Below are 25,699 nucleotides of genomic sequence, written 5' to 3'. Positions count from 1 at the left end.
GCGCAGGGCCAGGCCGGGTAACCATTCAACAAGAATTAGACACATGGCAGCGGGCGTTTTTACACGGCGCCGACCGCCTTGCCGCCAGCAATGACCTGCAACTCTGGCCGGTTCTTGCGGTTACGGCTCGCTACCAGATCGGCATCGGCCGCCAGCATCAAGTCTTCAATGGTGTCGGCCTCGCTGCGCAATTGTGCCAGACCCCATTCCAGCGAGAAATTGATCACGTGGGCATCCGGTAACGTCACCATTTGTGCCGGCTTGCGGTTCACCAGCCGGTTCGCCACCACGTGCGCGCCAGGCAGGTCGATGTCCATGAGTACAAGTGCGACTTCGCTGGGAGAAAACCGTCCCACAATATCGAAGTCACGCACATTGGTGCGACACAGTGTTGCCAGTTGCCGCAACACCAGGTCCCGCGCCAGCGGGCCGTGACTTTGTTCGATGGTTTCCAGTTTCTCAACGCAGACCAGCAAAACACAGATCGAGGCGTGTGTACGTTGCGCGCGGTTGATGGACGCACCGGCTTCGGTGAGAAAGCGATCGCGGGAGCTCAGGCCGGTCTGCACATCCAGCCCCGCGCGGCGTGCCTGTTTAACAATGAGGGTCTTGTGGCGCAAGCGCTCCAGGTTCCAGGCAGCAATAGCCAGTACGGCCACCACCCAGCCTGAAGCGGCGAGAAACCAGACAAATGAAACGGGCACAGTTGGCATGGGCTGCTTCCCCAATATCCATTATGAATAACTCTAACCAGTGTAGCCTGCGCCCGGCCATACGCCAGTGCCGACAGCCTGCTAGAATGCCGCCCATGTCGAAAATTCTGCTTGTACGCCTGTCTTCCATGGGCGACATCATCAACGCCATGCCGGCTGTGACCGATATGGCGCAGGCCATGCCTGGCTTGAAGCTGGACTGGGTGGTGGAAGACAGCTTCCAGACCCTGCCACGGCTGCATCCGGCCGTAGACCGCATCATTCCGGTCGCATTGCGTCGCTGGCGCAAATCGCCTTTGTCGGGCACAAGCTGGCGAGAATTCGGCGCCGCTCGCAACGCACTGGCACAAGAACCCTATGACCTGATCCTGGATGTCCAGGGGCTGCTCAAAAGCGTGTTCTTTGCGCGGATGGCCCGTGGCCCCATTGCCGGGCCGGATCGCCACAGCGCACGCGAAGGTCTGGCCGCGCTGGCCTACCAGAAAAGCTACCCCATCGTCTGGCATCAACATGCGATCCAGCGTGTACGCAAACTGGCTGCACAAGCTTTTGATTACCCACTGCCGGTCAATATCAATTATGGTCTTGCCCGGCCAGATATCACCCTGTCATGGCTGCCAGCTTCGTCCTATGCTGTGCTGCTCACCGCGACCAGCCGTCCGGAAAAAGAATGGCCAGAAGCGCGCTGGATCAGTCTGGGTCAACACTTTGCCGCACAGGGTCTGGCGTGCGTGCTGCCTTGGGGCAACGCGCAGGAACAAGCGCGTGCCGAGCGGGTGGCCAAGGGTATTCCAAACGCAGTCGTTGCCCCGAAAATGGCGCTTGATGCCGCAGCCACCTTGTTGGCAGACGCTCGCATCGTGGTCGGCGTAGACACGGGTCTGGCGCATCTGGCGGCGGCCATGGCCACACCGGTTGTAGCTGTATTTCTCGCCTCTGACCCCGTCGAGAACGGGGTACTGGCCTCGACTTACGCCGTCAACGTGGGCCACAACGGGGCTTCACCGGAAGTCCACGAGGTCTGGCAAGCCGTTGTCGCGGGCATGCGCGCATGATCCGCGCTCTTTACTCCGTGCTGTTATGGTTAATGACGCCGCTGGTCATGCTCTATTTGTGGCGTCGTTCGCTCAAGCAACCGGACTATCGCAAACACTGGAACGAACGCTGGGGTTTCTACGGCAAGCGCACGCGCAGCGACCAACGCACGATCTGGCTCCACGCTGTATCGGTGGGTGAGGTCCGTGCTGCCGCACCACTGATCAAATCACTGAAAGACGCGTGGCCCGACCACCGCATCCTCTTGACCTGCATGACGCCAACAGGTCGTGCCACCGCGCAAGAGTTGCTGGGTGACGCGGTGATGATCGCCTATCTGCCTTATGACTATGCAGGTGCCACCCGCCGCTTTATCCGCCAGTTCAAGCCGGTGTTCGGCTTGCTGATGGAAACCGAAATCTGGCCAAACCTGGTCGCTGTGTGCCGTGCCCGCGGCGTACCACTGTTTCTGGTCAACGCCCGGCTGTCGGCCAAATCTGCTGCGGGTTACCAGCGCTGGCATTGGCTGGCCAACCCAGCTTTTGCCGGTTTAACCACGACGTTTGCCCAAAGCGATGCCGACGCCGCTCGCATTGCCGCGCTGGGTGCGCAATCCGTTCTGGTCACCGGCAACGTCAAATTCGATTTTGATCCGCCCACCGCCAAGGTGAGTCTGGGTAAAGAGTGGCGCAACGCACTCGGCCCGCGCCCCGTATTACTGTTTGCATCCAGTCGTGAAGGTGAAGAAACCCTGTTGCTGGATGCACTCTCGCACAACACCTTACCCGCCGATACCCTGCTGGTCATCGTGCCCCGTCACCCCCAGCGGTTTGACGAAGTCGCCGCACTGATCAGCGCTCGCGGTATGCGTTGTTTGCGTCGTAGCGAATGGAATGGCCAGGACGCAGGCGATGCGCAGGTGCTGCTGGGTGACAGTATGGGTGAACTGACGGCCTGGTACACATTGGCCGATGTTGCCATCATTGGCGGCTCGTTACTGCCTTTTGGTAGCCAGAATCTCATTGAGTCCTGCGCAGTCGGCACACCCGTGGTAATGGGCCCATCTACCTTCAATTTTGCGGAAGCCGCGCGCATGGCGGTTGAAGCCGGAGCCGCGCTACAGGGTGCGGATACTGCGCAAGTGGCACAACTTGCGATTGGGCTTTTGCAAAACGATGCGGCTCGCCACACAGCCAGTGTGGCCGCCCTGCACTTTGCCAGCGCACACCGCGGCGCAACCGAGCGGGTACTGAGTGAACTGGCGCAGCAACTGGCCCGTACCGCGCCACCGACAGGCAGCACACCACCAGCGCACTGAGCGGCGTACAATAGGCGCATTTCATATGCAAGTTATGGGTATGCGCATGCTCAATCGATTCTCTGACCGGCATGCCGGGTTTGACGACCCGGTGTCACTGCTGCTGGCTTGTCACGAACGGGTGCGCCACTATCTCAGCCTGCTGCAAAAGCTCACCACCCACCACGCCAGTCATGGCAGCGACGAACAAGCGCAAGACGCGGCACGCGCGGTGCTACGGTATTTCGACGTGGCCGCGCCATTGCACCATCAGGACGAAGACGATCATTTATTCGCCCTGTTAAAAACGCGTGCTGACGCCACCTTGAGTGCAGAAATCAACGCTCTGGCCGCAGAACATCCACATCTACACGCCCAATGGGCACAGTTGCGTGTAACGCTGATGGCCATCGGCCAGGGGGAGTCTGCGATATTGAACGAAGCAGAAGTCGACGGCTTTGTAGCGCTCTACACGCAACACGCAGCACGCGAAGAAAATGCGGTTTATCCCTATGCACAAACTTTACTAAGCGATGCTGAGCGTGAGGATATGGGCCGGCAGATGGCGGCCCGGCGCGGCGTGAGTGCCGGCACGCCTTAAGCCGGAAGATCAGCCCTGCCCGGTAGGAGCAAACTGCCACGGATGAGCGGCCAGAAATTCCCCGGCCAACCCGCTGGCGCCATCCCAGAGGATCTGGGCGCCCAGGCAGAGCAAAATAAATGCGGACAAGCGCAGGAACACTACCGTACCTGTCGAACCAATCAGCCTCAGCATGCGATCGCCATAGCGATAACACACATAGATGATGCCAGAGAGCGCTGCGGCACCGAAGGCGCTGCCCAGCGGGATCGCCAGTTGGTGGGCATCCTGGCCGTGAATACCCACACCCAGCGTAATGGCCACGGTAATCGAGCCGGGCCCAACGGTGAACGGGAATGCCAACGGGTAAAACGCCCGCTGCCGCAATTCCGCCGCACGCCGGGCGTGATCCGCCGCACTACCAATAGGTTCGCTGGCCCCACCCGTGTTCTCAGGGCTATTGAGCAGTTTCCAGCCCGCCGCTGCCACCAGCAAACCGCCACATACCCGCACAATCGGGATGGATACCCCGAAAAACGCCAACACGTAGGTGCCAATGAACATGCTGAATAACAGCAAACAAAAACTGTAGACCGACACGCGCCGCGCCAGCAGCGCACGCTCTTCCGAGCTATAGCTGGTCGTCAGCGACAAAAAGATCGGTGTGGCACCCAGCGGGTTCAGAATGGGGATCAGACCGGCAATCGCCACAAGGAACTTGCTGAAAAAGAGGGCGAAAAAATCCTGCATGACGTGAGAGTAAAGCACCTGAAATCAATGTCCGGATTGTAGTGGACAGATCGGCATTGCGCGTAGCTACCATGCGGCCCGACGGTGGGAATACGTCACGTTTTACCGGATTGGCCCAAAAAATAACGCGCCAAAGCTCTTGCATCGGCAAGTATCGGCACCAATTGCAAGGCGAAGGCTGCCGATATGCGGCTACAATCATCAGATAGCCACCCCGATCCGGTGGCTCTCACTTTTTATGGACCAGGAGTAACCAACATGGCGATCACCGTCAACGGCGTAGAAATTACCGACGCCATGATCCAGGCAGAACTGCCGCACCACGACGACGCACCGCACGCGGTCGATGGCGCTGTGCAAGAACTGATTCTGCGCGAACTCTTGCTGCAGGCCGCCAAGGCCAAGGGCCTGGATGCTTCCAAGCCGGAAGAAGCCATCGGCACCCTGCTGCAAAACGAAGTCCAGTCCGAAGACGCCACTGAAGAAGAATGCCAGGCTTTCTACGCTGAAAACCCGCAAGCCTTCGTGCGTGGCGAACAAGCTGAAGCTAGCCATATTCTGTTCACCGCAGACAACCCGACCGAAGCCGCGCTGGTTCGCGCCAAGGCCGAAGGCATCCTGAACGAGCTCAAAGAACAGCCGTTCAAGTTTGAAGCCCTGGCCCGTGAACACTCGGCATGCCCGTCGGGCAAGCAAGGCGGCGCGCTGGGCCAGTTTGGCCGCGGCCAGATGGTGCCGGAATTCGATCAAGCCGTGTTCAGCATGGGCGAAAACGAACTTCTGCCAACCCTGGTAGAAACCCAGTTTGGCCTGCATATCATCCGCACTGGCAAGAAGACCTCGGGCGACACCGTCTCTTATGACGAAGTCAAAGACCGCCTGGGCGAGTTCCTGACAGAGACCAAGTCTCGTCGTGCAATGCATGAATACCTGCAAACGCTGGTCCAAGCTGCCGACATTCAGGGCTACGAACTCAAGCCTGCGGCCTGATTCGCCGCGCAAGCCAGATCAAACGCCGCACCTTCGGGATGCGGCGTTTTTTATTGCCAGCGCCATCTATGACTGGCACAGGCTGGAATCGACAGCAATACCCACAATGGTTGCCTTTTTCCGGTCTGGCCGGGCGCGTATTATGGATGTTATCCAAACGACATGACCGAACACGCATGCTCTCTGTAGACCAGGCTCTCGACCAGTTACTGTCGCTGGCCCGCCCGCTGACTGAAACCCGCACTCTGCCCCTGACCGCAGCCCACGGCCACTACCTTGCCACTGATGTGATCTCGCCCGTGGCAGTTCCCGGGTTTGATAATAGCGCCATGGATGGCTACGCACTGAATGTGGCGGACTTTGCCAATGTGCCAGCCGCCTTCGCGCTCACCCAGCGCATCGCGGCTGGCGAAACCGGCGTGGCACTTGAAGCCGGGGAAGCGGCGCGTATCTTCACCGGTGCACCAGTCCCGCCGGGCGCCAATGCGGTTGCCATGCAGGAAGACTGCAGCGTGACCCCTGACGGGGTCAGCGTCACGAGCCAGATTAACGCAGGCCAGAACATCCGCCGGACTGGCGACGACATACAACTGAATGCCGTTGCCGTCACCCAGGGAACACGCCTGGGCGCGGCCCAATTGGGCCTGCTGGCCTCAATTGGTGTGGCGGAAGTTGATATCACCCGCCCGCTGCGTGTGGCATTGCTGAGCACTGGCAGCGAACTGGTCGAACCCGGCCAACCGCTCGGAGCCGGCCAGATTTACAACAGCAACCGCTATCTGCTGGCGGCCATGCTGAGAGAGGCGGGTTGCGAAGTCACAGACGCCGGCATCGTCGCCGACCGGCTCGATGCCACGCAATTGGCGCTGCAGAATGCCGCGAACGAACACGATATTGTCATCACCACGGGTGGCGTCTCGGTCGGCGAGGAAGACCATGTAAAAGCTGCGGTCGAATCGCTGGGTACGCTCAATCTTTGGAAGATGGCAATCAAGCCGGGCAAACCGTTTGCACAGGGCCGCATTACCCGCACAGATGGCACAGAAGCCGATTTCATCGGTCTTCCGGGCAACCCGGTTTCCAGCTTTGTCACTTTCTTTGTGCTGGTGCGACCGTTCCTTGCGCGCCGCCAAGGTCAGACCGACGCCCGCATGCCGCCACAAATCCTGATTCCGGCCGGGTTCACGCGTAATGCGGGCAACCGCCGCGAGTTCTTGCGTGTGCGCATTGTGGACGGCCAACTGGTGCCATTCGGCAATCAGGGCTCGGGTGTGCTGACTTCTGTCGCAGCTTCGGACGGACTAGCCGTCGTGCCAGAGAACCAACCCGTCCAGGTCGGCGACAAGCTGGTCTTCCTGCCTTACGAATTGCGTGGATGAACACCATGAAACAACTCGAACTCAGATATTTTGCGCGTCTGCGAGATGCGCTAGGGCTGGATGCCGAAACCGTGAGCGTGCCGGCGCAGGTCAATACCGTGCGCGATCTTGTCGCTTGGTTGCGCCAGCGTGGCGGTGAATGGGACGCACAATTTAGCGGTACACGGCCATTCCGTGCCGCCATCAATCAAGATATCGTCTCGCTGGATGAAACCCTCCCCGATCGCGCCGAAGTCGCGCTGTTCCCGCCTGTCACTGGCGGCTGAGCAATCACCATGAGCCAGCCGCATATCCATATCCGCGTGGGCGAAGCCGACTTCGACCTCGCTGCCGAGTACACCGCGGCGCAAAACGTGCCTGGTTCTGGTGCCATTGTCGCCTTTGTCGGCCTGGTGCGTGATTGGCATGGCGGTAAAGCCATGCGGCTGGAACACTACCCAGGCATGACGGAAAAAGCCTTGGCGCGCATTGCCGATCAGGCATGCCAGCGCTGGCCACTGAACGCGGTACGCGTCATCCACCGTGTTGGTACGCTGCACCCGGCCGACCAGATTGTGCTGGTGGTAACAGCCAGTGCACACCGGCTTGCAGCGTACGATGCAAATGCATTTATCATGGACTATCTGAAAACCGAGGCCCCTTTCTGGAAACAGGAAGTCAGTGAACAAGGGGCCCACTGGGTTGATGCGCGCGCCAGCGACGAAGCAGCCCGCCAACGTTGGGAGCAAACAGGTGACGATTGATGCAGTGATCCTTGCTGGGGGCGAGGGCCGGCGCATGGGCGGCCAGGACAAGGGCCTTGTGGTGCTGAACGGGCACGCGCTGGTCTCCTGGGTAGCCGAAGCACTCCGCCACCAGACCCGCCCCATCGGGCAGATTATGGTCTCTGCCAACCGCAACCTGGCCGACTATGCCCGCTTTGGTTTCCCGGTACTGCACGACGTCTACACCGGTTTTTCTGGCCCGCTGGCCGGCATCCACGCCGCCATGCTGGCGTCGCCCGCCAACACGCTGCTGGTTGTCCCGTGCGATGTGCCCGAATTGCCCCCCAACCTGCTGCGCGACCTCGCCACTGCACTGGATGATCACCCCAATGCCCAGGTTGCCGCCGTCAAAACCACGGACGGCCGCACCCATCCTGCGCTATGTCTACTTCGCCGCAGTGTGTTGGCATCGCTGGTTGATCATATCGAACACAAGCAATTCAAACTGGGTGACTGGCTGAATACACTCTCGCCGGTGTGGGTCAGCTTTGATACGGCGTTTGCCAACCTCAACTCCCCCGACGAACTCGCCGCCGCCGCGACTCGCCTGGGCGATGCCAACATGCTCGAGTCCGCCAACAACAGCGCCAGCCCCAACGGCGGCCTGACCCACTTTGACGCCGCCGGCCAGGCCCATATGGTCGGCGTCGGCGCCAAAGAAGAAACGCACCGCGTCGCCCGCGCCTGCGGTCAGATCAGCATGAAGCCAGAAACCCTGGCGCTCATCGCCGGGGGCAATCATAAAAAGGGCGATGTACTGGGCATTGCCCGCATTGCCGGCATCATGGCGGCCAAGAAAACGCCGGACCTGATCCCGCTCTGCCACGCCATTGCGCTGACCCGCGTGACGGTCGACTTCAGCATCGACCACGCCTCAAACCGCGTGCATTGCGAAGCCAGCGCCGAAACCGTCGGCCGTACCGGCGTGGAAATCGAGGCACTGACCGCCGTGCAGATTGCATTGTTGACCATCTACGACATGTGCAAAGCGGTGGATCGCGGGATGGTGATCGGGGATGTGAAATTGCTGGAGAAGAAGGGTGGCAAGTCGGGGCATTGGGTGGCTTGATTCTGACGGCCACTCCGCAATCAATATAGCGAGACTTGCGTTGCACTTGTCCCGCGTACTGCCGCTTGCCCGAGCTGCATTGCCAAAGCCGGAAACAAAACGATCCGGTGCAAGGGCTAAGCAGCTGGTTTTTGTCTGTTTTGAATGGTGTCCCAAGCAAACCCGATCAACATGGCCAATGACAGGGGGATGCCGCCGAAAATGAACCAGATGCCAAGGAACATTCCGTCCTCAACCAGACGGCTCACATCACTTCCCCACAAGATGCAGTCGTGAATGTCTTTCAGACCGCCCGCGCAATGATTGGCGACCAATGAAGCAAGCCCGTAACCCACACCGGTAAAGGTCACTGGAATGATAGCGATCAGAATCCGGCCAGCCGTTCTGATCCGGATACTGCTCTGAATAAAAAGGATGGGCGAGCCCAACATCACGAGCAGGAACAGGAATAGAAACACCGGGACATCCCCCGAAAAAAACTGGCCGCCATTTTAGCAGCGCAAATGGGCTACTACGTATTTAGCAAACAAATGCCAGCCTCAAACCAAGGTCTGTTCAAAGGCGTAACTGGCGCGAGAACACCTGAACCCAAGACGTTCGTAAAAGGCATGTGCTTGCACACGGTGCACTCCTGAACGCAGACGCAAGCGGGCAAAGCCCCGGCACTGCGCCCAGTCTTTTGCCGCATGAATCAGTGCAGTCCCGACCCCTTGCCCCTGACAATCTTCACGCACCGCCAGTTCCATGATTTCTGCATAGCCCGTGGTTGAGAGGTTCCGAACGCCGGCGATATGACACACACCAACCACGCCTTGCTCCGGCAACTCAACAACCAGAACGGCGGCCCCCTCCGTTTGCAACTGCGCCAGGCGCTGGGCCACGTCTTCGGCCAGAACGGTATACCGATCATGCCCCAGGGCCAGCAAGCATTGGGCAATCGCAGGCGCGTCCGCCATCAGGGCGAGGCGAATAGCAGGGGTCATGTGAGGGACAAAGAGAGGAGATGCCGCATTCTATCGTTCAACTGCAAACACCACCGCATCGACGGTGTGGGGTATCGGCGCAGAGGGACACAGGAATATTCGCATCGTCAATAACGCCAACCCCCACCACAGCGGGAAAGGGAGAAGACAATGCCCGAAAAACAATCATTCCACCCGGCCTTGAAGCGATTGCGAAGGGTCAGGACTCGCTGACGACCGAAGAAGCCGGGCCGGTTATCAACCGCCGCCCGAAGACATTGCGCAAATGGGCCAGCGAGGAACACGGCCCTATCCGCCCGGTCCGCATTCATGGCTGTCTGTCCTGGCGTGTCGCCGATCTGGCCGCGCTGCTGACGGGCAAGGCGGTGAAATAATGAAAAGCACCCGCCCCCAAACCACGAAGACGAGCGCCGACACTCACACTGGCATTGTCTCACAAGCTGCTACGTTGCTGGCTGACCTGCCATCCGCCCACATGTGCGTCGCCCCTACTCCGCGCATGAAACGCTTGCTAGCCACATTGGTCGCACACTCATCCCTGATGCGTGAACAGATTGATGCTCTGGTGGGGTGCTCAAACGCACCGGGGTTGGTATTTACACTACGCAATGCGGGGCTGGAACTGCCCTGTACGCCCAAATGCCACCATGACCGCGATGGTCTCCTGTGTCGCCCTGGTCGCTATTGCCTGACCGAAGGTGACCGGTTTTTAGCGCAGCAGTGGCTTGCTGAGCACACCGATGCACCTGACGTGTCGTGAGGTTGTCATGAGTGCTGGCGACCGAGTAGTGCGGCGCAAGAAAGCCCCACAATGAACGATGAGCGGCCCACGATACTGGATAGCGCTGCGTATTGCAGTCTGTCGTTCAGCGCGCGGGCATTACTGTTTGAACTGGTTTCGCAATTACGCACCAATGCGCATACGGGCGACATCCGTAACAATGGTGACCTGACAACCGCACCAGGCCGGGTTCAGCCGCGTGGCCTTGGCGACCGGGCAACCGTCAGAAAAGCAGCCAAAGAACTGGAGTGGGCTGGCTTGATACAGCAAACCCATATTGGCGGGATGCACCACGACCCCAACCTGTACGCCCTCACCTGGCGGCCTTTGAACGGGTCGCCCAAACTGGACTTTGGCCTGGCAGGTTTTCAGATGTATGCATACCGGAATGCAGGCATTACCAAGCCGCTGAAAAAACAAAAACAGCAGGTGAAATTGTCATCGCCGCACCCAGCCAATTAGGCGATATTTTCGCCCCCAGACCCATAAAACTGCGTTCTGGGGATGAAAAACTCTCCTAATGCGGCGGTTTTTAGCTTGCCGCTGGGAGTGAAAATATCCTCACCTTCTATTGTAGCCATACAGGTGGTTCAAAAGCAGGCTGTGCCAAGTATATGAAGAGCCGCAGCGTGTGGACCGACTTGTACCAAGAAGTCATGTAAAGCTCCGGCCAAGCCCAGGACAATACCATTAATGCGTGGACGCCGCTTTCATGTGTCAGGGATGGGCTGCTTCTACCCCCGATGCCTGAGCATTGGCTGGAGCCCCGATAAACTCAATGCTTTCCAACAACTGGACAGTTTGCGGCAAGACGCTTTCTTTCAGTTTTCGGAGATACGCAACGTGCCGGGCGACACCGCAAAGCGCAACGGTGCCATGGGGGATGCAGAAAGCAAAAACCCTGCGACGGTTTGCTTCATCACCGTTGATATCATCCTGGGTCACACCGCCCCCTTTCCACCCCTTGCCATTTAATGGCTGAAATGTGGTGTGCTGAGTTTTGGGGCCGATATTGTCAGGTGACCTGTCCAGCGCCCAGCCATGGCTGGTCATGATTATCCCCGCCCTGTCAGACAGGGCTTCAGGCGTGACAGGGTTCATGCAGCTAAACTGGATAGAAGTCTCAAAGGGACGCTTTGCCTTCGGGTGGAAGTTTGCAGAGTAGTTCGCCTGCGCAGGCGTGCTGTATTTGGTCGCCGACAGGTCGCCGCCGTAAGCATCTTTGAGTCTGAAGTGACAGGCATCAAACTGGACTTCGCGCATAACGGGCACTGATGCCAGGTTTTCTTTGGCGCATGCTATCGCTGATAGTGATGCGAGCATAATCAAAACAGGCAGGCATTTCATTTCTCTCTCCGGGGCGGTCATGGCGCAGCGGCGGTTGCCGAGGCCTTGTCAGTCACCGGAACGTCAATGAACTCAATGCTCTGGAGCAGCTTGATAACCTGGGGAATAACCCATTCGTGAGGGCGTTTGGCATACCCGACGACTTCACTATACCCACACAGCGTTTGTGGCCCATTGGTCAGGCAAAACGCAAAGCTACGGGTCCGGTCTTTGGGTTCTCCCCACGTCTGGTCTAACCCGTAGCCACCGCCATTCCAGCCTGTGCTTTGCAAGGTATAAAAAACCGCATGCTCCTCCGCAAGTGGCTTGTCGTCGCCATCTTTCAGTGCCCACTTGCCAGTAGTGCGCTGCATACCCATGTCAAAAAAAGCCTTGTCCATGCCTTTGTTGCTATCGCAATAAAACTGGATAGAAGTCTCAAAGGGGCGCTTTGCCTTCGGGTTGAGGTTGGCGATATAGCTAAATGTGTGCGTAGACCCTTCGGTGTTCAGGTCAATCCACCCATTAAAGGTATCGGTTACACGGTAATGGCAGGCATCAAACCGGACTTCGTGCACAACCGGTCCCAATACCGGCTTTCCTTTGGCACAAACAAATGCTGATGGCAACGCAAGCGTTATCAGAATAAGTAGGTATTTCATTTTTCTCTCCGGGGTGTAAAGCCTTCCGGGGTATCTTGCTTTTCGCCCTTGGCATCCGGAAAAACGACGCCTTCGGCCAGTACCGTGAGCGCGTGGGTATACGCTTGGTAACGAGCAACAAGCCCATTAACCCCATTGATCTGTTTGCCATCCGTGGTCGGCTGTCCAATATTGACTGTGGCGGCAACCTGACCAAATGGCAGGCTTTCATAAAAAAGCATGGATTTGTCTTTGACCAGGCAAGTGCGACGCTTCATGACGGGTTGCCTGTCGGCATACATTGCTGCGCCGCTCCAGGCCCAATAGGCCCCGGCGCTGTTTGCCGCATCAATATCCCGCGTTTCAATTTGATTGCGCCAGCCAATTATCTCCGCCGTCAGGCCTGGATGCTGGGCGTCCTGCATGCCAGCAGGGTTGGTCTTGGAGGCGTTCTGCGCAGCCTTGAGTTCAGCTTCCAGCTTTTCCGGTACCTGCCGCCCCCGGAAACGCCAGTATTTGATGTAGTTGAACGGCCAGGTCAGTTGCAAAAAGCCGCGTCCACCCCACGGGAAATAGCGCTGATTTGGATTATTTTCATGCAACTTGCTGAACCACTGCGTTTCCTGGGTGGCATTGCCAAAAAAAGCGGCCAGACGCAGCGGCGCACTGCTTATGCCGAACTTGCGTAAAGCCCTGTTTAGCTCTATTCGCTGGCCCTCTATTCGCAGTTTGACCCCATCAGGAAACTGGACGACTTCAGCCACCCATTCACCCTTTGAGGCCCGTATTGCCGACATGGGCAGAACCTGCTTAAGCTCGCCTTCACTCAGCCAGCCACATTTTCTGAAGTGCGCGATAAACTCCAGCGGGTGGAAGTGCCAGACCTTGCTGGACATGCCACCCAGCACTTGCCAGAACTGGAACTTGAGGATGAAGTCGTTCCGTTTCTTGAACCTGGCCGGGTCGTCCGCCATCGGTGCGCCTTGCTCCAACAAATAGTTGTACCGGCCATTGTTGGCGGTATCCCATTCGCTGGGCGCGCGGCATATCATCCGGCGCAGTTTCTTGCGGATATGGTCCTGGCGGGCCCATTGTTCCAGTTCTTCTGCCGTGGTGGTGCCGTCGTGATTGGTGTCGGCATCCTTGATCATCTGCGACAAGGCGGTGACATTGACTTGTGGGCCATCCATCGCGCCGTTGACCTTGGCCCACCCGGTTGCTCCCGCAAAGTCGGCATCAGACAGTTTGACGATGTTGCTGGCGCTGAAGTCCGCATAACCTCTCTGGCCGTGGGCAAACTCCACGGGCTGCCAGTTTTCCAGGGCAGTTGCAGGTGTGTTGAGCGGAAAGCGGTCCGGTCCAAGAATGCGGCCATAGCGCAGCAACTCGTAGCCGGCACTTGGGCAGGTGGGATAAAGCGCCACGGCCCGCGCATACAGCCCGTACTCGTAGCCTGGTTCTTTGTCGCCGTCTTCCGTACCGGAAATACGCTGCCCGGTCTCTGCATTCCAGACGGTCGTTTTTCGGTCGCCCCGGTCATACCTGACCTGTACCAGCAACTTGCAAGGGGTATGTTCGATACCAGCCAGCATCGGGAACAGATATCCGGCGACCTTATGGCCCGCATCCTGACGGGGATGGACCGCTCGCAACGGTACGCCCTTGGGTATCAGGTAATAACTGTTACCCCAATAATCGGTCTGCGCATCGGTGCGGGCGGCTGGCTCTGCCACACCAAGGCTGGTATGCGGCGCATCAAACCAGGCGCTGAAGTCTGCATCTTCCATGAATATTTCAAAATGCAGATAACCCTCGCCATACATGCCGCCGGGATAACCCAGGATGTCTTTACGGTAAACCTTGGTGTGGCCGTCGGCAATTGCGTCCGGGCCGGTCGGCGTGCGCAGGGGCGCGATGATAGCCTGTCTTTGGGGGAACGAAATATCCTGGTTGATGCAATGCAGATGCATGTACAGCGAGTAGAACGTAAGTGTGCGGCCCGCACCGGTTTCCGTGGTGTGCTTGAGTAACGCAAAACTGGTGTGGCACTTCTGCTTTTCGTCACCCCACAACACCATGTCAGGGGCAACGCGGTAGACAACCAGCACACCATCGGCAATGGCGCGAACAGGCTCTGTCGTATACGAACCCAGCAAATGGCAACCTCCATGCCAGCGCAGGTCATAGGAAACCGGGTACATGCCATGCGGGCGCTCGTAACTGTTGTTACGGGCTTCGGTCGTGTTTTCCGGGTCTTCGGGAGTGAACAGGAAAGGCCAGGAAATAATCATGACGCAACACCGCCCACGGTGGCCTGAAGGGGTCGCCATGTTGCGTCAAACTGGCGAGGAATGGGTGTGCCTCCGCACTCGACTCCCTCCGTATCTGCATGCTCAAGTGGACTGTTCTTGGCAATCACGTCTGGCGGGAGCGTATCGTTCATGGCGATATATCGAGCTGGGTTTAAAGCCACCAAGATAGCCAAGTGCTGCACACTTTGGACGTGGCATAGTCACACCACAAACAGTTGCCATATGCCGTTGGCAACAAGTAACCATTTTTGAGAAAGAAAATATATCCGAGCCGCTGGCGCTGCTGCCTGCCCTACGGTTTGCCATAATCAAACCAGGTAACCGTTGGGTGCAACCACATGGGGAGAAAAACCGGCACAAACCCGCCTGACGTTCCAGCACAGGCAGCTACAACACTGAACCCGACCGACAACGCACCTGAAACGTCACGTTCCGGGACGCTGCAGGTTGTCCGCCAGACAGGTGAAAACGATGCCACGGCAATGGTCCGAACGGCCACCAGCGCCCTTGTGCGCGGCACGGCGACAGGCCGCGAGTTCGGTAAAACCGTCTTTGGTACGGACATCGACCCGACCGCCTACATGGAAACGCTTCAGCACCAGGCCGACGCCATGAAAGCGGGCAACATGGCGGAGATTGAAACCATGCTGCTGACTCAGGCAAACACGCTGGACATGGCATTCAACCGGCTGGCCACGCAAGCCATCCAGAACCCTCTCATGCAACAAATGGACACGCTGCTGCGGCTGGCGCTCAAGGCGCAGGCACAATGCCGTGCCAGCCTGGAAGCCCTGGCCGACATCAAGAACCCGCGCCCGGTCGCCTTCGTGAAACAGGCCAACATCGCACACGGCCCGCAGCAGGTGAACAACGCACCACCCACCACGTATAAGCCAGCCCCTGCTGGCGACGATACGCTCGCGCACGGGAAAACCGGAAAAAGTCTCAAACGAACTATCAGGAGGCAGACGTGAGCTACCTCAGAACTCCGGAACATCGAGCCGCGGGCTACGCTAATACGTCAATGGAAGCCATGGCAGCACGCCACCGGGCCGCAAACCACGCGCGGCAAGATGGCCTGCGCCCGTAATGCGTGGAAACACGAGATGTATTCGAGGGCGATGCAGGATGAGTTACGCAGCTTGCGGGGCTTTTGCGAACGTGTGCCGACCGGATAGGGTGAAAACTACCCCGAAAGAAATGGCGAAACCGCAAGGCATCTTTCACGGTAGGCAGGGCCTGCGCTTTGTAGCCTCTGGAAAAGCCTATACAGTGCCTACACACGCGCTGAAAGCAAAAGGCCACTCTTTGCAGAGTGGCCTTTTGCTTGTATTCGCTGGTGGGCTGTGAGTGGCTCGAACACTCGACCTACGGATTAAGAGTCCGCTGCTCTACCAACTGAGCTAACAGCCCAACGAGCCCGCAATACTATATAGGCATTCCCGACCTGTCAAGCGCATTGACGCACTTTTTTACAGTTTGATGTTGGGCATGGCCTGTGTAGCAATAATGGCACCCCGGTGCTGGATCACCGTTCCGGCCAGTGTATTGCCCGTGGCTGCGGCTTCAGCGGGGTTGTGGCCGGTAAGGCGGGCAGCGAGGTAACCGGCGCCGAAAGAATCACCTGCAGCCGTGGTATCGACGACCTTGTCAACCCGAGTCGGTTTGACAGACTGGGGGGGCTGACCCGCCAGGCGTACGACCGTGTCACTACCGCCCTGTTTGACCACGACCTCTGCCACCGGTAGCGCCAGCGCGTTGATCAATGCTTGTTCAGCACTCACGGCCTGCGCCGCCATGGCGATATCGTCATCCAGCGTGATCAGGGCGATGTCGCAACAGGCGTAGGCACGCTCATACCATTGGCGCGCTTCAGCCGCATCGCGCCACAGTCGGGGGCGGTAGTTGTTGTCGAAGATGACTTTGCCGCCGCGCGTGCGCAGTGCGGCGGCGGCATGCAGTAGCCGCTCCCTGCCAGCGGCGGGCAGGATGGCCAGGCTGATGCCGCTGAAATACAGTACGTCGATCTCGGCAAGTGCGGCTTCCAGCGGCGTGACGTTCGTTTCGAAGTACGCTTTGGCAGCGCTGGTATCGCGCCAGTAGCTGAAATGGCGCTCCCCAGTGTCATCGACCTGAATCATGTACAGGCCTGGTACGCGCCCCTGGAGTTGCTGGACCAGATCGGTTTTGATGCCTTCAGCTTGCCAGGCAGCCAACATGGCGGCGCTGTGCGGATCATCGCCCAATGCGGTCACGTAATTGACGTCCACCGCGTGCCCTTGAAGCAGGCGGGAGAGATAAACCGCGGTATTGAGCGTGTCGCCCCCGAAGGTTCGGCGCAAAAGCCCGCCGCTTTCTTCTTGTAGTTCGATCATGCATTCGCCAATCAGCGCGACACGTTGCGGGGAACTCATGGAGATCTTCCTTGTTTATTGAATCGGCACCAGCCAGATTGTGATTGGTTATCAATTTACGTGGCCCGGTACGCGCTGGCCTGTTATCGTCCGGGCAAGCCCGTTTGGGCGGTTTATATACATTGATAGACACGGAGTTATTATCCATGCGTTTGCTGCACACCATGCTGCGCGTCGGCAACCTTGATCGTTCCATTGCCTTTTATACCGAAGTTCTGGGCATGCGCCTTTTGCGCAAGCATGACTACCCGGATGGCAAATTCACGCTGGCCTTTGTCGGCTATGGCGATGAAAGCGACACCAGCGTTATTGAATTGACCCACAACTGGGATACCGATCATTACGACCTGGGTACCGGTTACGGCCATATTGCACTGGAAACCGACGATATTTTTGCGACCTGTGAAGCAGTTCGTCAAAAGGGTGGCACTGTGACCCGCGAACCCGGCCCGATGAAGCATGGTACGACCGTGATCGCATTCGTGGCTGACCCGGATGGTTACAAAATCGAATTCATTCAGAAAAAGACCTGATCGGATTCACTTGTTATCCAGTCGAGCCGGGCACCCGCCCGGCCTTGCTATCTTCTAGATGGATTGAATCCAGACCCCCACTCATGCCGCTTCTTTATAAACGCCTTGTTCCGCTGTTGATGATGTTGCCTGCGCTGGCCTTTGGCGCAGAGCCTGCGGCTGCCAGTCTTTCACTGGCCTGGACCATTCCGTTTGCCGGCATGTTGTTGTCGATTGCGATCTTTCCGTTGGTCGCACCGCACCTGTGGCATGACCATTTCGGCAAGATCGCCGCATTTTGGGTGGCGTTGTTTCTGGTCCCCTTTGCCGGTGTGTTTGGTGTTGATGCCGCATTGCATAACGTCGTGCACGCGCTGGTAGGCGAGTACATTCCGTTCATGCTGCTGCTGTTTGCGCTGTACACCATCTCAGGCGGGATTCTGGTGTGGGGCACGCTACGCGGTTCACCTGCGCTCAACACCGGACTGTTAGCGCTGGGGACGCTCCTCGCTTCAATCATGGGTACTACAGGCGCAGCCATGCTGCTGATCCGCCCTTTACTTAAAGCCAATGCGCATCGGCAGCACAATGTGCACGTGGTGGTGTTCTTTATTTTCCTGGTTGCCAATATTGGTGGTGGGCTTACCCCGTTGGGCGATCCGCCGCTGTTCCTGGGTTTTTTGCATGGCGTATCGTTTATGTGGACGGTGCAGCATATGCTGCCCTCCGTTGCGTTTTGCGCCGCGGTTTTGCTTACCTTGTTCTATTTCCTCGACCGGCATTTCTGGCAACGCGATCCCGCCCCGGTCGCCACCGAAAAACCGCAGCCGCTCAAGCTCTATGGCACCTGGAACATCTTGCTGATTGCTGGCGTCGTCGGCGCGGTATTGTTGTCAGGGCTGTGGAACAGCGGTGTACAGGTTGATATCTATGGCACGACAGTGAGTCTGCAAAGCCTGGTGCGCGATGCTCTCTTGCTGGCGCTTGGTCTGGTTTCGCTGTGGCTGACACCCAAGCAGATCCGCGCTGGCAACGAATTCAACTGGTTTCCCATTCTGGAAGTGGCCAAGCTCTTTGCGGCCATCTTCATTACCATTGCACCCGCCATTGCCATTTTGCGCGCCGGGCCCGAGGGGCATCTGGCCGGGCTGGTGAATCTCGTCAGTAACGAGATGGGCGAGCCCATTGATGGTATGTATTTCTGGATGACCGGGTTGTTGTCGAGCTTTCTGGATAACGCACCGACCTACCTGGTGTTTTTCAATCTGGCGCATGGCGACGCGGCCCACATGATGGGCCCGATGGCCTCGACCCTGCTGGCCATTTCGATGGGCGCCGTGTTCATGGGTGCGAATACCTACATTGGCAATGCGCCCAACTTCATGGTCAAAGCCATTGCCGAACAAAGCAAAGTGAACATGCCAGGATTCTTTGGCTACATGCTTTGGTCGGGCGCGATTTTGCTGCCACTCTTCCTGCTGGTTACGCTGATCTTCTTTCACTTCTGATCTGGCGGATCGCGCCGCAATCTGCCCGCGATCCGGTCTACCGCTGCCTTCTGCCTGCCAGGCATATTTCTCAAAATATGCCATGATAATTTTCACGGCACTTTCTTTTGATCCGTGAATTTGGCCGTTGAACCTATCTGGTAACTTTCTCTCTATTTCTCAAAGTTTGTTCTAAGGTTACCCAGTAACTTTGTCACAGCGATCAAAAGCCAATCCTGACGTGTTGATCCAGGTCAGAAACCGTTCATGTAAACGGCATAAACTGACTACAACCCGGCAAAAGCTTTGCAGCGCAAAGAAAGTCCGCCAGACCAGTTTTGCAATCACAACCAGAACGAGGTGAACCGTGGCTCAAAAAGCTCTTCCCAAGGACCTCATCGACAAGATGCACGCCTACTGGCGCGCCGCTAACTACCTGTCAGTTGGCCAGATTTACTTGCTCGATAACCCCCTCCTGAAAAAACCACTCAAGCGCGAACATGTGAAGCCGCGCCTCCTGGGTCACTGGGGAACCACACCGGGCCTGAACTTTGTTTATGTACATTTGAACCGGGTCATCAAGGATCGCAGCCTGTCTGTAGCCTACATTGCCGGTCCTGGCCATGGCGGCCCGGGCCTCGTGGCCAATACCTGGCTGGAAGGCACGTACGGCGAGGTCTACCCGAGCATTGGCCAGACTGCCGATGGCATGCAGCGCCTGTTCAAACAGTTCTCGTTCCCGGGTGGCATTCCGTCCCACGTGGCGCCAGAAACCCCGGGCTCCATGCACGAAGGCGGTGAACTGGGGTATTCGGTTTCCCACGCGTTTGGCGCGGCATTCGATAACCCGAACCTGCTCGTTGCTTGCGTCGTGGGCGATGGTGAAGCCGAAACCGGCCCGCTAGCCACCAGCTGGCACTCAAACAAATACCTGCACCCGATCGACGACGGCTTTGTCCTGCCGATTCTGCATCTGAACGGCTACAAGATCGCCAACCCGACGCTGCTCTCGCGCATTCCGCATGATGAACTGCAAAAGTTGTTCGAAGGTTATGGCTACAAGCCGCACTTTGTAGAAGTGGGTAAAGATGTCCATGACTATGCCGACATGCACCAGCGCTTTGCCGCCACGCTCGACACCGTACTTGATGAGCTGGAGGCCATCCGCAAAAACGCGCTCAAGGAACAAAAAGCTGGCAAGCCGCTGACCCGTCCGAAATGGCCAATGATCATTTTGCGCAGCCCCAAAGGCTGGACGGGCCCGGAATCCATTGACGGCAAGAAAGTTGAAGATTACTGGCGCAGCCACCAGGTGCCGTTCTCCGATATGACACCGGAGCACGTGAAGAATCTGGAAGACTGGCTCAAGAGCTACAAGCCCAAAGAACTGTTTACTGATGACGGCGCGCTCAAGCCTGAACTGCAGGAACTGGCACCGAAGGGTGAACTGCGCATGGGCGCCAATCCGCACGTACATGGCCAGGTCTCGCGCGATCTGAAAATGCCGGACTTCCGTAAATACGCAGTTGACGTCAAAAAGCCAGGCACGACCAATGCCGAAGCCACCCGCGTGATGGGCAAGTTCCTGCGCGACGTGATGAAGGACAATCTGGACGCAAAGAATTTCCGTATCTTCGGCCCGGACGAAACCGCATCCAACCGCTGGCAAGATGTGTATGAAGTCACCGGCAAACAGTGGCAAGCCGATTACAAAGCCGAAGACGCTGATAACGACTTCCTGGCGCAGAACGGCCGCGTGATGGAAATCCTGTCAGAACATACTTGCCAGGGTTGGCTGGAAGGCTATCTGCTGACTGGCCGTCACGGCTTCTTCAGCTGCTACGAAGCCTTTATCCACGTCATTGACTCCATGTTCAACCAGCACGCCAAGTGGCTGAAAACCACGCGTGACATTCACTGGCGCAAGCAAGTACCGTCGCTGAACTACCTGTTGACCAGCCATGTCTGGCGTCAGGATCACAATGGCTTCTCGCACCAGGATCCGGGCTTCCTGGATCACGTGGTCAACAAGAAGTCCGAAGTAATCCGCGTTTATCTGCCAGCCGATGCCAACACGCTGTTGTCGGTGACCGACCACTGCCTGCGCTCACGTCACTATGTGAACGTGGTGGTCGCAGGTAAACAGCCCGCGCTGCAATACCTGACCATGGATCAGGCCATCAAGCACTGCACGAAGGGTGTGGGCATCTGGGATTGGGCATCGAACGATCAAGGCGCTGAACCGGATGTCGTCGTCGCTTGCGCGGGCGATGTGCCAACCATGGAAGCACTGGCCGCAACCGATCTCTTGCGCCAGCACTTCCCGGACCTGAAGATCCGCTTCGTGAACGTGGTTGACCTGATGACCCTGCAACCGAAGGTGGAGCATCCGCACGGGCTGGATGATCACGAGTTCGACTCGGTCTTCACCACTGACAAGCCGATCGTGTTCGCCTTCCATGGCTACCCGTGGCTGATCCACCGCATTACCTATCGCCGCAACGGTCACGACAACCTGCACGTACGCGGCTATGTGGAAAACGGCACGACGTCCACGCCGTTTGATATGGTGGTGATGAACCAGGTAGACCGTTACTCGCTGGCCATCGATGTGATCGACCGCGTGCCGGAATTGGCCGTTAAGGGTGCGCACGTGCGTCAGAAGTTTGAAGACAAACTCATTGAACACAAGCACTACATCAATGAGCACGGCGATGACATGCCGGAAGTGCGCGACTGGAAGTGGCCTTACTAAGCTGTTTCTCTTGTTTCACAACACAAACGACCCGCTCAGGCGGGTCGTTTTTTATTGGGTCTTGTCAGCATTTGCCATGACAAAACGCAGGCCGCCTGGAAAACCAGTATTGCGGTGCGGCAAATTCCGACAGTACATTCTCTGGAGCTCGCATACAATCGAGCACTGAGCCACCAAGCCGGAGTGCCCTGTGTCTGACCTGGAACTACTGACCCGAATCTGTGACCTTGCCCGCGACGTTGCCGCGCGCGAAGTCATGCCTCGTTTCCTGAAAGTAGCCGGCGGGCGCAAACACGATGGCAGCACGTTTACCGAAGCTGATCTGGCTAGCCAGGTTGCGTTGGTCAAAGGCCTGCCGGAGATCGTCAATTGCCCGGTCCTGGGCGAGGAAATGACCACGGCGGAGCAACTGGAACTGCTGGAAGAGAACCCGGATGGCCTGTGGATCGTCGACCCTATCGATGGCACCACCAACTTTATCCATGGGCTACCGTACTTCGCGATCTCCATTGCCTTGATGCGGCAAGGCCGCTCTGCGCTGGGGGTGGTGTATTTGCCAGTGCTTGACGAGTGTTATTACGCGGCGGCCGGCCAGGGTGCGTGGTGCAACGGTGAACCGCTGCCGCTGATTGCGCCGGACATCCAGACTGGTGACGGCGTGGCCATTGTCGAGACCAAACACCTCACCGGCCGCCTGCCCAACCGCGTGGTGACCGTCGCTCCGTTTGCCAGCCTGCGCAACTTTGGCGCTTCTACCATCGACTGGTGTTTTCTGGCGGCCGGTCGCGTCGACATCATGCTGCATGGCTCGCAAAAACTATGGGATTACGCCGCCGGCGCACTGATCGCCGAAGAAGCCGGCTGCCAGTTGGCAACGCTTAACCTGGATGATTACTGGGCCGACCGGGTGATGGCACGCTCAGCCATTGCCGCGCGCACCGCTGCCCTGTTCGGCCCTTGGCGGGACTGGGTCAGATTGAACCGATAAGCCCGCGTTCAAACGGGTAAACCACACCCAGATCCGCCCGCGCATGATCCAGTAAACGGATCATGGCGCGTGAGGTCTCATGCGACAAAATCGGGCTCTGCCGCTTGCCCTCACGCAGCAACTCGCAAAAGTGGGCAGCTTCGTAGTTCAGACCGCCACCTTCTGCCGGTTCATGCAGTTCTACCTTGCGACCATCGGCGTACACAATTGTGGCGCGTTCCGGATGCCACCATTTCTCGTGAATCACAATGTGGCCACCGGTTGCGCCGATCATGGCATCGCCTGACCCACCAACGCCCAACCCGCAATACACCTGTGAGAACCCGTTGCGATGACGGCTGTTGATGGCGGCAAAGGTGTCTACCCCACCTTCAACCTTGCCTTGCACCTGCACGTCATCTGCTGCGCCTAGCCAGTCCACAGCCAGAAACACGCCGTAAACGCCAATATCCAGCAAGCCCCCACCTGCCAGTTGCGGATCATACAAACGACCGCCTGACTGGGCTTCCGGAATTGCAAAACCGGCACGGGTGAACCGGATCTGGCCGATGGGGTCTTTTTGCAGTGTCTCGCGCAGTTTGCGATACAACGGGTAGAACGGCGGCTTCATGGCTTCCATGAAGAGTTTGCCGCTGACGGCGGCCTGCGCCAGCACGGCTTCCAGCTCACCCAGGCTGATTGCGGCCGGCTTTTCACACAACACGGCCTTGCCGGCACCGAGTGCCACCAGGCAATACTGGGCGTGGCTGTTGTGTGGCGTGGCAATGTAAACGGCGTCGATATCACTGGCCAGCAGTGATTCGAGCGAAGGCGCCGCCGTCGCACCAAAGTCTTTGGCAAAGGCTGCGGCCTTGTCGGCAGTGTGATTCCAGACCTGAGCCAGAGTGGCATCAGGCACGAGTTGCAGGCCGTCGGCAAAACGACGGGCAATCCCGCCGGTTCCGATCACGCCAAAGCGTATGGTTTGGGAGGACATGGCACATTCCGTTTACTGGATTTTGTCCGGCCATGATAACCCGCCCGGTGTGATGGGCGAACCGGGTAAACACTGGACAGCCGGCAAGGATCAAATCCTGTGCTCGGCAAACTTGCTTTGCGGACATGAAAAAGGGCTGCACCAGGCAGCCCTTATACATCCAGACACTAGCCAGATCAGGCTTTGTCGAAGCGGACCAGTGCCAGACTGCCACGCAAGTTAGGCAAGAACGATACCTTCTGGCCTTGGTGCATCACGACCTGACCAGTGGCCTTCATCCCCAGTTTCTTCAAGAGCAGACCAAAATCATAGATGGTGCAAAGGTGGATGTTGGGCGTGTTGTACCACTCGTAGGGGATGGTCTCTGAGACGGGCATACGGCCCAGCGCCAGTTGCCAGCGGTTTTCCCAATAGCCAAAGTTGGGGAAGGTAACGATGCCGGTACGGCCCACGCGCAGCATTTCCACCAGAATGTTCTCGATGTTATGCATGGCCTGAATCGTCAGCGACAACACCACATAGTCAAACGTATTGTCCTGGAACGTGCCCAGACCGCTTTCCAGGTCAGTCTGGATCACGTCGACATTCTTCTCGACACAAGCGGTCACGCCCTCAACGTCGATCTCGACCCCATAGCCCTGGACGCGTTTGTTGGCTGACAACCAGGCCAGCAGCGAGCCATCGCCACAACCCAAATCCAGCACGCTGCCGTTCGGAGTGATCCAGTCCGCCACATTACGCAAGTCGGGACGCAGGTTCAGGTTGTTCATGCGTTCACCTCCGCGGCAATGCGGTTCAGATACGCCCGCATGATGTTGAAATACGGCGCGTCCTCCATCAGGAAGGCATCGTGGCCGTGAGCCGACTCGATCTCGGCATAACTGACGTGTTTGCGTGCGTCCAGCAAGGCTTTGACGATCTCGCGTGAGCGCTCCGGCGCAAAGCGCCAGTCGCTGGTAAACGAAACCACCAGGAATTTGGCCAGCGCCTCTTTGAGTGCCGTCGCCAGGTCACCGCCGTAATGACGGGCCGGATCAAAATAATCCAGTGCCTTGGTCATCAAGAGATACGTATTGGCATCGAAGATGTCAGAGAATTTGTCGCCCTGATAGCGCAGGTAAGATTCGATCTCGAACTCGACATCGTAGCTGTAGCGGTACTCGCCGCTGCGCAAAAGACGGCCGAATTTCTCGCCCATGCCATCATCAGACAGATAGGTGATGTGGCCCAGCATGCGTGCCAGGCGCAAGCCGCGACGTGGCACGGTGTTATGGGCGTAGAAGTCGCCACCGTGGAAATCCGGGTCAGTCAGGATGGCCTGGCGGGCAACATCGTTAAAAGCAATGTTCTGCGCGGTAAGTCTGGGCGCAGAGGCGATCACCAGTGCATGTCGCACACGTTGCGGGTAGGTGATGGTCCAGCGCAGCGCCTGCATGCCACCAAGACTGCCGCCAATGATGGCCGCAAACTGGTGAATACCCAGCATGTCGGCAAGGCGCGCCTGGGTTTCAACCCAGTCACGCACCAGCACCAGCGGGAACCGCGAGCCATAGGGCGTACCAGTTTCCGGGTCAATGGACGACGGACCCGTCGAGCCATGACAACCACCCAGATTGTTAAGGCCAATGACAAAGAACCGGTTGGTATCGATAGGTTTGCCCGGCCCGACCATGTTGTCCCACCAACCTGGATTTTTGTCGGTTTCCTCATAGCGGCCGGCCACGTGATGATGGCCCGACAGCGCATGGCAAATCAGGATGGCATTGGTGCGGTTTTCGTTGAGCGTGCCGTAGGTTTCATACATCAGCTCGTAGCGCGGCAAGGTCACGCCGCTCGACAAGGCGATGGGCTGGTCGAACACAGCCTTCTGGGCTGAGACGATCCCTACGCTTGACGGGTTGGTCATGGTCGGTCCTGTTGGCTAAATGCAGGTTTGTTCTTGTGGTA

At 57.9% G+C, this 25,699-nt stretch carries 27 protein-coding genes and 1 tRNA gene; 16 read left to right on the top strand and 12 right to left on the bottom strand.

What is annotated here, in order from left to right; all coding sequences use genetic code 11:
* Positions 1 to 59: 59 nt before the first annotated feature.
* Positions 60 to 713 (bottom strand): GGDEF domain-containing protein, encoded by a 654-nt coding sequence (locus IEX44_RS08495; protein WP_188691792.1) that lies wholly within the window; start codon positions 711 to 713, stop codon positions 60 to 62.
* A gap of 95 nt (positions 714 to 808) precedes the next feature.
* On the opposite strand from IEX44_RS08495, the gene waaC reads away from it, so the two are divergent.
* Genes waaC through IEX44_RS08480 form a run of 3 tightly spaced genes read left to right on the top strand, consistent with a single transcriptional unit; the run spans position 809 to position 3,646 of the window.
* Positions 809 to 1,768, top strand: a complete 960-nt coding sequence (waaC, locus tag IEX44_RS08490) for a lipopolysaccharide heptosyltransferase I (RefSeq protein WP_188691787.1) — start codon at positions 809 to 811, stop codon at positions 1,766 to 1,768.
* Positions 1,765 to 3,066, top strand: coding sequence for a lipid IV(A) 3-deoxy-D-manno-octulosonic acid transferase (waaA, locus tag IEX44_RS08485; RefSeq protein WP_188691785.1), 1,302 nt, complete (start codon positions 1,765 to 1,767; stop codon positions 3,064 to 3,066). Before waaC ends, waaA begins: the two co-directional genes overlap by 4 nt.
* 46 nt (positions 3,067 to 3,112) lie before the next feature.
* Positions 3,113 to 3,646 (top strand): hemerythrin domain-containing protein, encoded by a 534-nt coding sequence (locus tag IEX44_RS08480; RefSeq protein ID WP_188691783.1) that lies wholly within the window; start codon positions 3,113 to 3,115, stop codon positions 3,644 to 3,646.
* A 9-nt stretch (positions 3,647 to 3,655) separates the two neighbouring features.
* Here the strand turns inward: IEX44_RS08480 and IEX44_RS08475 are convergent, their stop codons facing one another.
* Positions 3,656 to 4,375, bottom strand: a complete 720-nt coding sequence (locus IEX44_RS08475; protein WP_188692513.1) for a MarC family protein — start codon at positions 4,373 to 4,375, stop codon at positions 3,656 to 3,658.
* 258 nt (positions 4,376 to 4,633) lie between these two features.
* Here IEX44_RS08475 and IEX44_RS08470 point away from each other — a divergent pair, with 258 nt between their 5' ends.
* The 5 genes from IEX44_RS08470 to moaC all read left to right on the top strand — a co-directional run bounded on the left by IEX44_RS08470 (position 4,634) and on the right by moaC (position 8,577).
* Positions 4,634 to 5,365 carry a peptidylprolyl isomerase gene (locus IEX44_RS08470; RefSeq protein WP_188691778.1) on the top strand — a complete coding sequence of 244 codons (732 nt, stop codon included), beginning with the start codon at positions 4,634 to 4,636 and terminating at the stop codon, positions 5,363 to 5,365.
* A 176-nt stretch (positions 5,366 to 5,541) separates the two neighbouring features.
* Positions 5,542 to 6,744 (top strand): molybdopterin molybdotransferase MoeA, encoded by a 1,203-nt coding sequence (locus IEX44_RS08465; protein WP_188691774.1) that lies wholly within the window; start codon positions 5,542 to 5,544, stop codon positions 6,742 to 6,744.
* A 5-nt stretch (positions 6,745 to 6,749) separates the two neighbouring features.
* The gene (gene moaD, locus IEX44_RS08460) at positions 6,750 to 7,010 is read left to right on the top strand and encodes a molybdopterin converting factor subunit 1 (RefSeq protein WP_188691769.1); all 261 of its coding nucleotides are present in this window, start codon (positions 6,750 to 6,752) and stop codon (positions 7,008 to 7,010) included.
* 9 nt (positions 7,011 to 7,019) lie between these two features.
* A complete protein-coding gene (moaE, locus tag IEX44_RS08455) occupies positions 7,020 to 7,487 on the top strand; it encodes a molybdopterin synthase catalytic subunit MoaE (RefSeq protein ID WP_229678835.1) in 468 nt (155 codons plus the stop codon).
* A complete protein-coding gene (moaC, locus tag IEX44_RS21365; protein ID WP_188691766.1) occupies positions 7,477 to 8,577 on the top strand; it encodes a cyclic pyranopterin monophosphate synthase MoaC in 1,101 nt (366 codons plus the stop codon). Before moaE ends, moaC begins: the two co-directional genes overlap by 11 nt.
* Positions 8,578 to 8,693: 116 nt before the next feature.
* On the opposite strand, the gene IEX44_RS08445 is transcribed toward moaC, so the two are convergent.
* Both IEX44_RS08445 and IEX44_RS08440 read right to left on the bottom strand, forming a co-directional pair.
* Positions 8,694 to 9,035 (bottom strand): hypothetical protein, encoded by a 342-nt coding sequence (locus IEX44_RS08445; protein ID WP_188691763.1) that lies wholly within the window; start codon positions 9,033 to 9,035, stop codon positions 8,694 to 8,696.
* A gap of 81 nt (positions 9,036 to 9,116) precedes the next feature.
* Entirely contained in the window at positions 9,117 to 9,560 is a 444-nt protein-coding gene (locus IEX44_RS08440; RefSeq protein ID WP_188691760.1) for a GNAT family N-acetyltransferase, read from the bottom strand.
* Between the two features lie 20 nt (positions 9,561 to 9,580).
* On the opposite strand from IEX44_RS08440, the gene IEX44_RS20970 reads away from it, so the two are divergent.
* The 3 genes from IEX44_RS20970 to IEX44_RS08425 are packed head-to-tail and all read left to right on the top strand — an operon-like array spanning position 9,581 to position 10,803.
* Positions 9,581 to 9,934: a hypothetical protein gene (locus tag IEX44_RS20970; protein ID WP_229678834.1), complete on the top strand. Its 354-nt coding sequence runs from the start codon at positions 9,581 to 9,583 to the stop codon at positions 9,932 to 9,934.
* Positions 9,934 to 10,320 carry a hypothetical protein gene (locus tag IEX44_RS08430; protein ID WP_188691757.1) on the top strand — a complete coding sequence of 129 codons (387 nt, stop codon included), beginning with the start codon at positions 9,934 to 9,936 and terminating at the stop codon, positions 10,318 to 10,320. The genes IEX44_RS20970 and IEX44_RS08430 overlap by 1 nt, the downstream gene beginning before the upstream one ends.
* Before the next feature lie 51 nt (positions 10,321 to 10,371).
* A complete protein-coding gene (locus IEX44_RS08425; RefSeq protein ID WP_188691754.1) occupies positions 10,372 to 10,803 on the top strand; it encodes a hypothetical protein in 432 nt (143 codons plus the stop codon).
* Positions 10,804 to 11,058: 255 nt separating this feature from the next.
* Here the strand turns inward: IEX44_RS08425 and IEX44_RS08420 are convergent, their stop codons facing one another.
* From IEX44_RS08420 to IEX44_RS08410, 3 genes are read right to left on the bottom strand one after another with little or no spacing between them, the layout of a single operon-like run.
* Positions 11,059 to 11,688, bottom strand: a complete 630-nt coding sequence (locus IEX44_RS08420) for a hypothetical protein (protein ID WP_188691750.1) — start codon at positions 11,686 to 11,688, stop codon at positions 11,059 to 11,061.
* A 17-nt stretch (positions 11,689 to 11,705) separates the two neighbouring features.
* A complete protein-coding gene (locus tag IEX44_RS08415; RefSeq protein ID WP_188691747.1) occupies positions 11,706 to 12,329 on the bottom strand; it encodes a hypothetical protein in 624 nt (207 codons plus the stop codon).
* Positions 12,326 to 14,599, bottom strand: a complete 2,274-nt coding sequence (locus IEX44_RS08410; RefSeq protein ID WP_188691744.1) for a lysozyme family protein — start codon at positions 14,597 to 14,599, stop codon at positions 12,326 to 12,328. Before IEX44_RS08410 ends, IEX44_RS08415 begins: the two co-directional genes overlap by 4 nt.
* 530 nt (positions 14,600 to 15,129) lie before the next feature.
* On the opposite strand from IEX44_RS08410, the gene IEX44_RS08405 reads away from it, so the two are divergent.
* Positions 15,130 to 15,594, top strand: a complete 465-nt coding sequence (locus tag IEX44_RS08405; RefSeq protein WP_194468905.1) for a hypothetical protein — start codon at positions 15,130 to 15,132, stop codon at positions 15,592 to 15,594.
* 363 nt (positions 15,595 to 15,957) lie between these two features.
* Here IEX44_RS08405 and IEX44_RS08400 read toward each other — a convergent pair.
* Positions 15,958 to 16,033 (bottom strand) — tRNA-Lys (locus IEX44_RS08400).
* Positions 16,034 to 16,092: 59 nt separating this feature from the next.
* A complete protein-coding gene (locus tag IEX44_RS08395) occupies positions 16,093 to 17,034 on the bottom strand; it encodes a sugar kinase (protein WP_188691737.1) in 942 nt (313 codons plus the stop codon).
* Between the two features lie 146 nt (positions 17,035 to 17,180).
* On the opposite strand from IEX44_RS08395, the gene gloA reads away from it, so the two are divergent.
* From gloA to IEX44_RS08375, 4 genes are all read left to right on the top strand, one after another.
* Positions 17,181 to 17,567, top strand: a complete 387-nt coding sequence (gene gloA / locus IEX44_RS08390) for a lactoylglutathione lyase (RefSeq protein WP_188691733.1) — start codon at positions 17,181 to 17,183, stop codon at positions 17,565 to 17,567.
* Positions 17,568 to 17,650: 83 nt separating this feature from the next.
* Positions 17,651 to 19,054 (top strand): sodium:proton antiporter, encoded by a 1,404-nt coding sequence (locus tag IEX44_RS08385; protein WP_188691729.1) that lies wholly within the window; start codon positions 17,651 to 17,653, stop codon positions 19,052 to 19,054.
* A gap of 346 nt (positions 19,055 to 19,400) precedes the next feature.
* Entirely contained in the window at positions 19,401 to 21,788 is a 2,388-nt protein-coding gene (locus tag IEX44_RS08380) for a phosphoketolase family protein (RefSeq protein WP_229678833.1), read from the top strand.
* A 199-nt stretch (positions 21,789 to 21,987) separates the two neighbouring features.
* Positions 21,988 to 22,776, top strand: a complete 789-nt coding sequence (locus IEX44_RS08375; protein WP_229678913.1) for an inositol monophosphatase family protein — start codon at positions 21,988 to 21,990, stop codon at positions 22,774 to 22,776.
* Here the strand turns inward: IEX44_RS08375 and IEX44_RS08370 are convergent.
* The 3 genes from IEX44_RS08370 to metX form a co-directional block, all read right to left on the bottom strand.
* Positions 22,760 to 23,752, bottom strand: a complete 993-nt coding sequence (locus IEX44_RS08370; RefSeq protein WP_188691726.1) for a Gfo/Idh/MocA family protein — start codon at positions 23,750 to 23,752, stop codon at positions 22,760 to 22,762. The two genes, IEX44_RS08375 and IEX44_RS08370, sit on opposite strands and share 17 nt — an antisense overlap.
* A 176-nt stretch (positions 23,753 to 23,928) precedes the next feature.
* Positions 23,929 to 24,522 carry a methionine biosynthesis protein MetW gene (gene metW / locus IEX44_RS08365; RefSeq protein ID WP_188691723.1) on the bottom strand — a complete coding sequence of 198 codons (594 nt, stop codon included), beginning with the start codon at positions 24,520 to 24,522 and terminating at the stop codon, positions 23,929 to 23,931.
* Entirely contained in the window at positions 24,519 to 25,658 is a 1,140-nt protein-coding gene (gene metX, locus IEX44_RS08360; protein WP_188691721.1) for a homoserine O-succinyltransferase MetX, read from the bottom strand. The genes metW and metX overlap by 4 nt, the downstream gene beginning before the upstream one ends.
* Positions 25,659 to 25,699 lie beyond the last annotated feature (41 nt).

This window comes from Silvimonas amylolytica (genome assembly GCF_014645555.1).
GTDB lineage: Bacteria > Pseudomonadota > Gammaproteobacteria > Burkholderiales > Chitinibacteraceae > Silvimonas > Silvimonas amylolytica.
The sequence above is the reverse complement of the archived record's forward strand: the minus strand, read 5'-3'. Positions and strand labels throughout refer to the sequence as shown.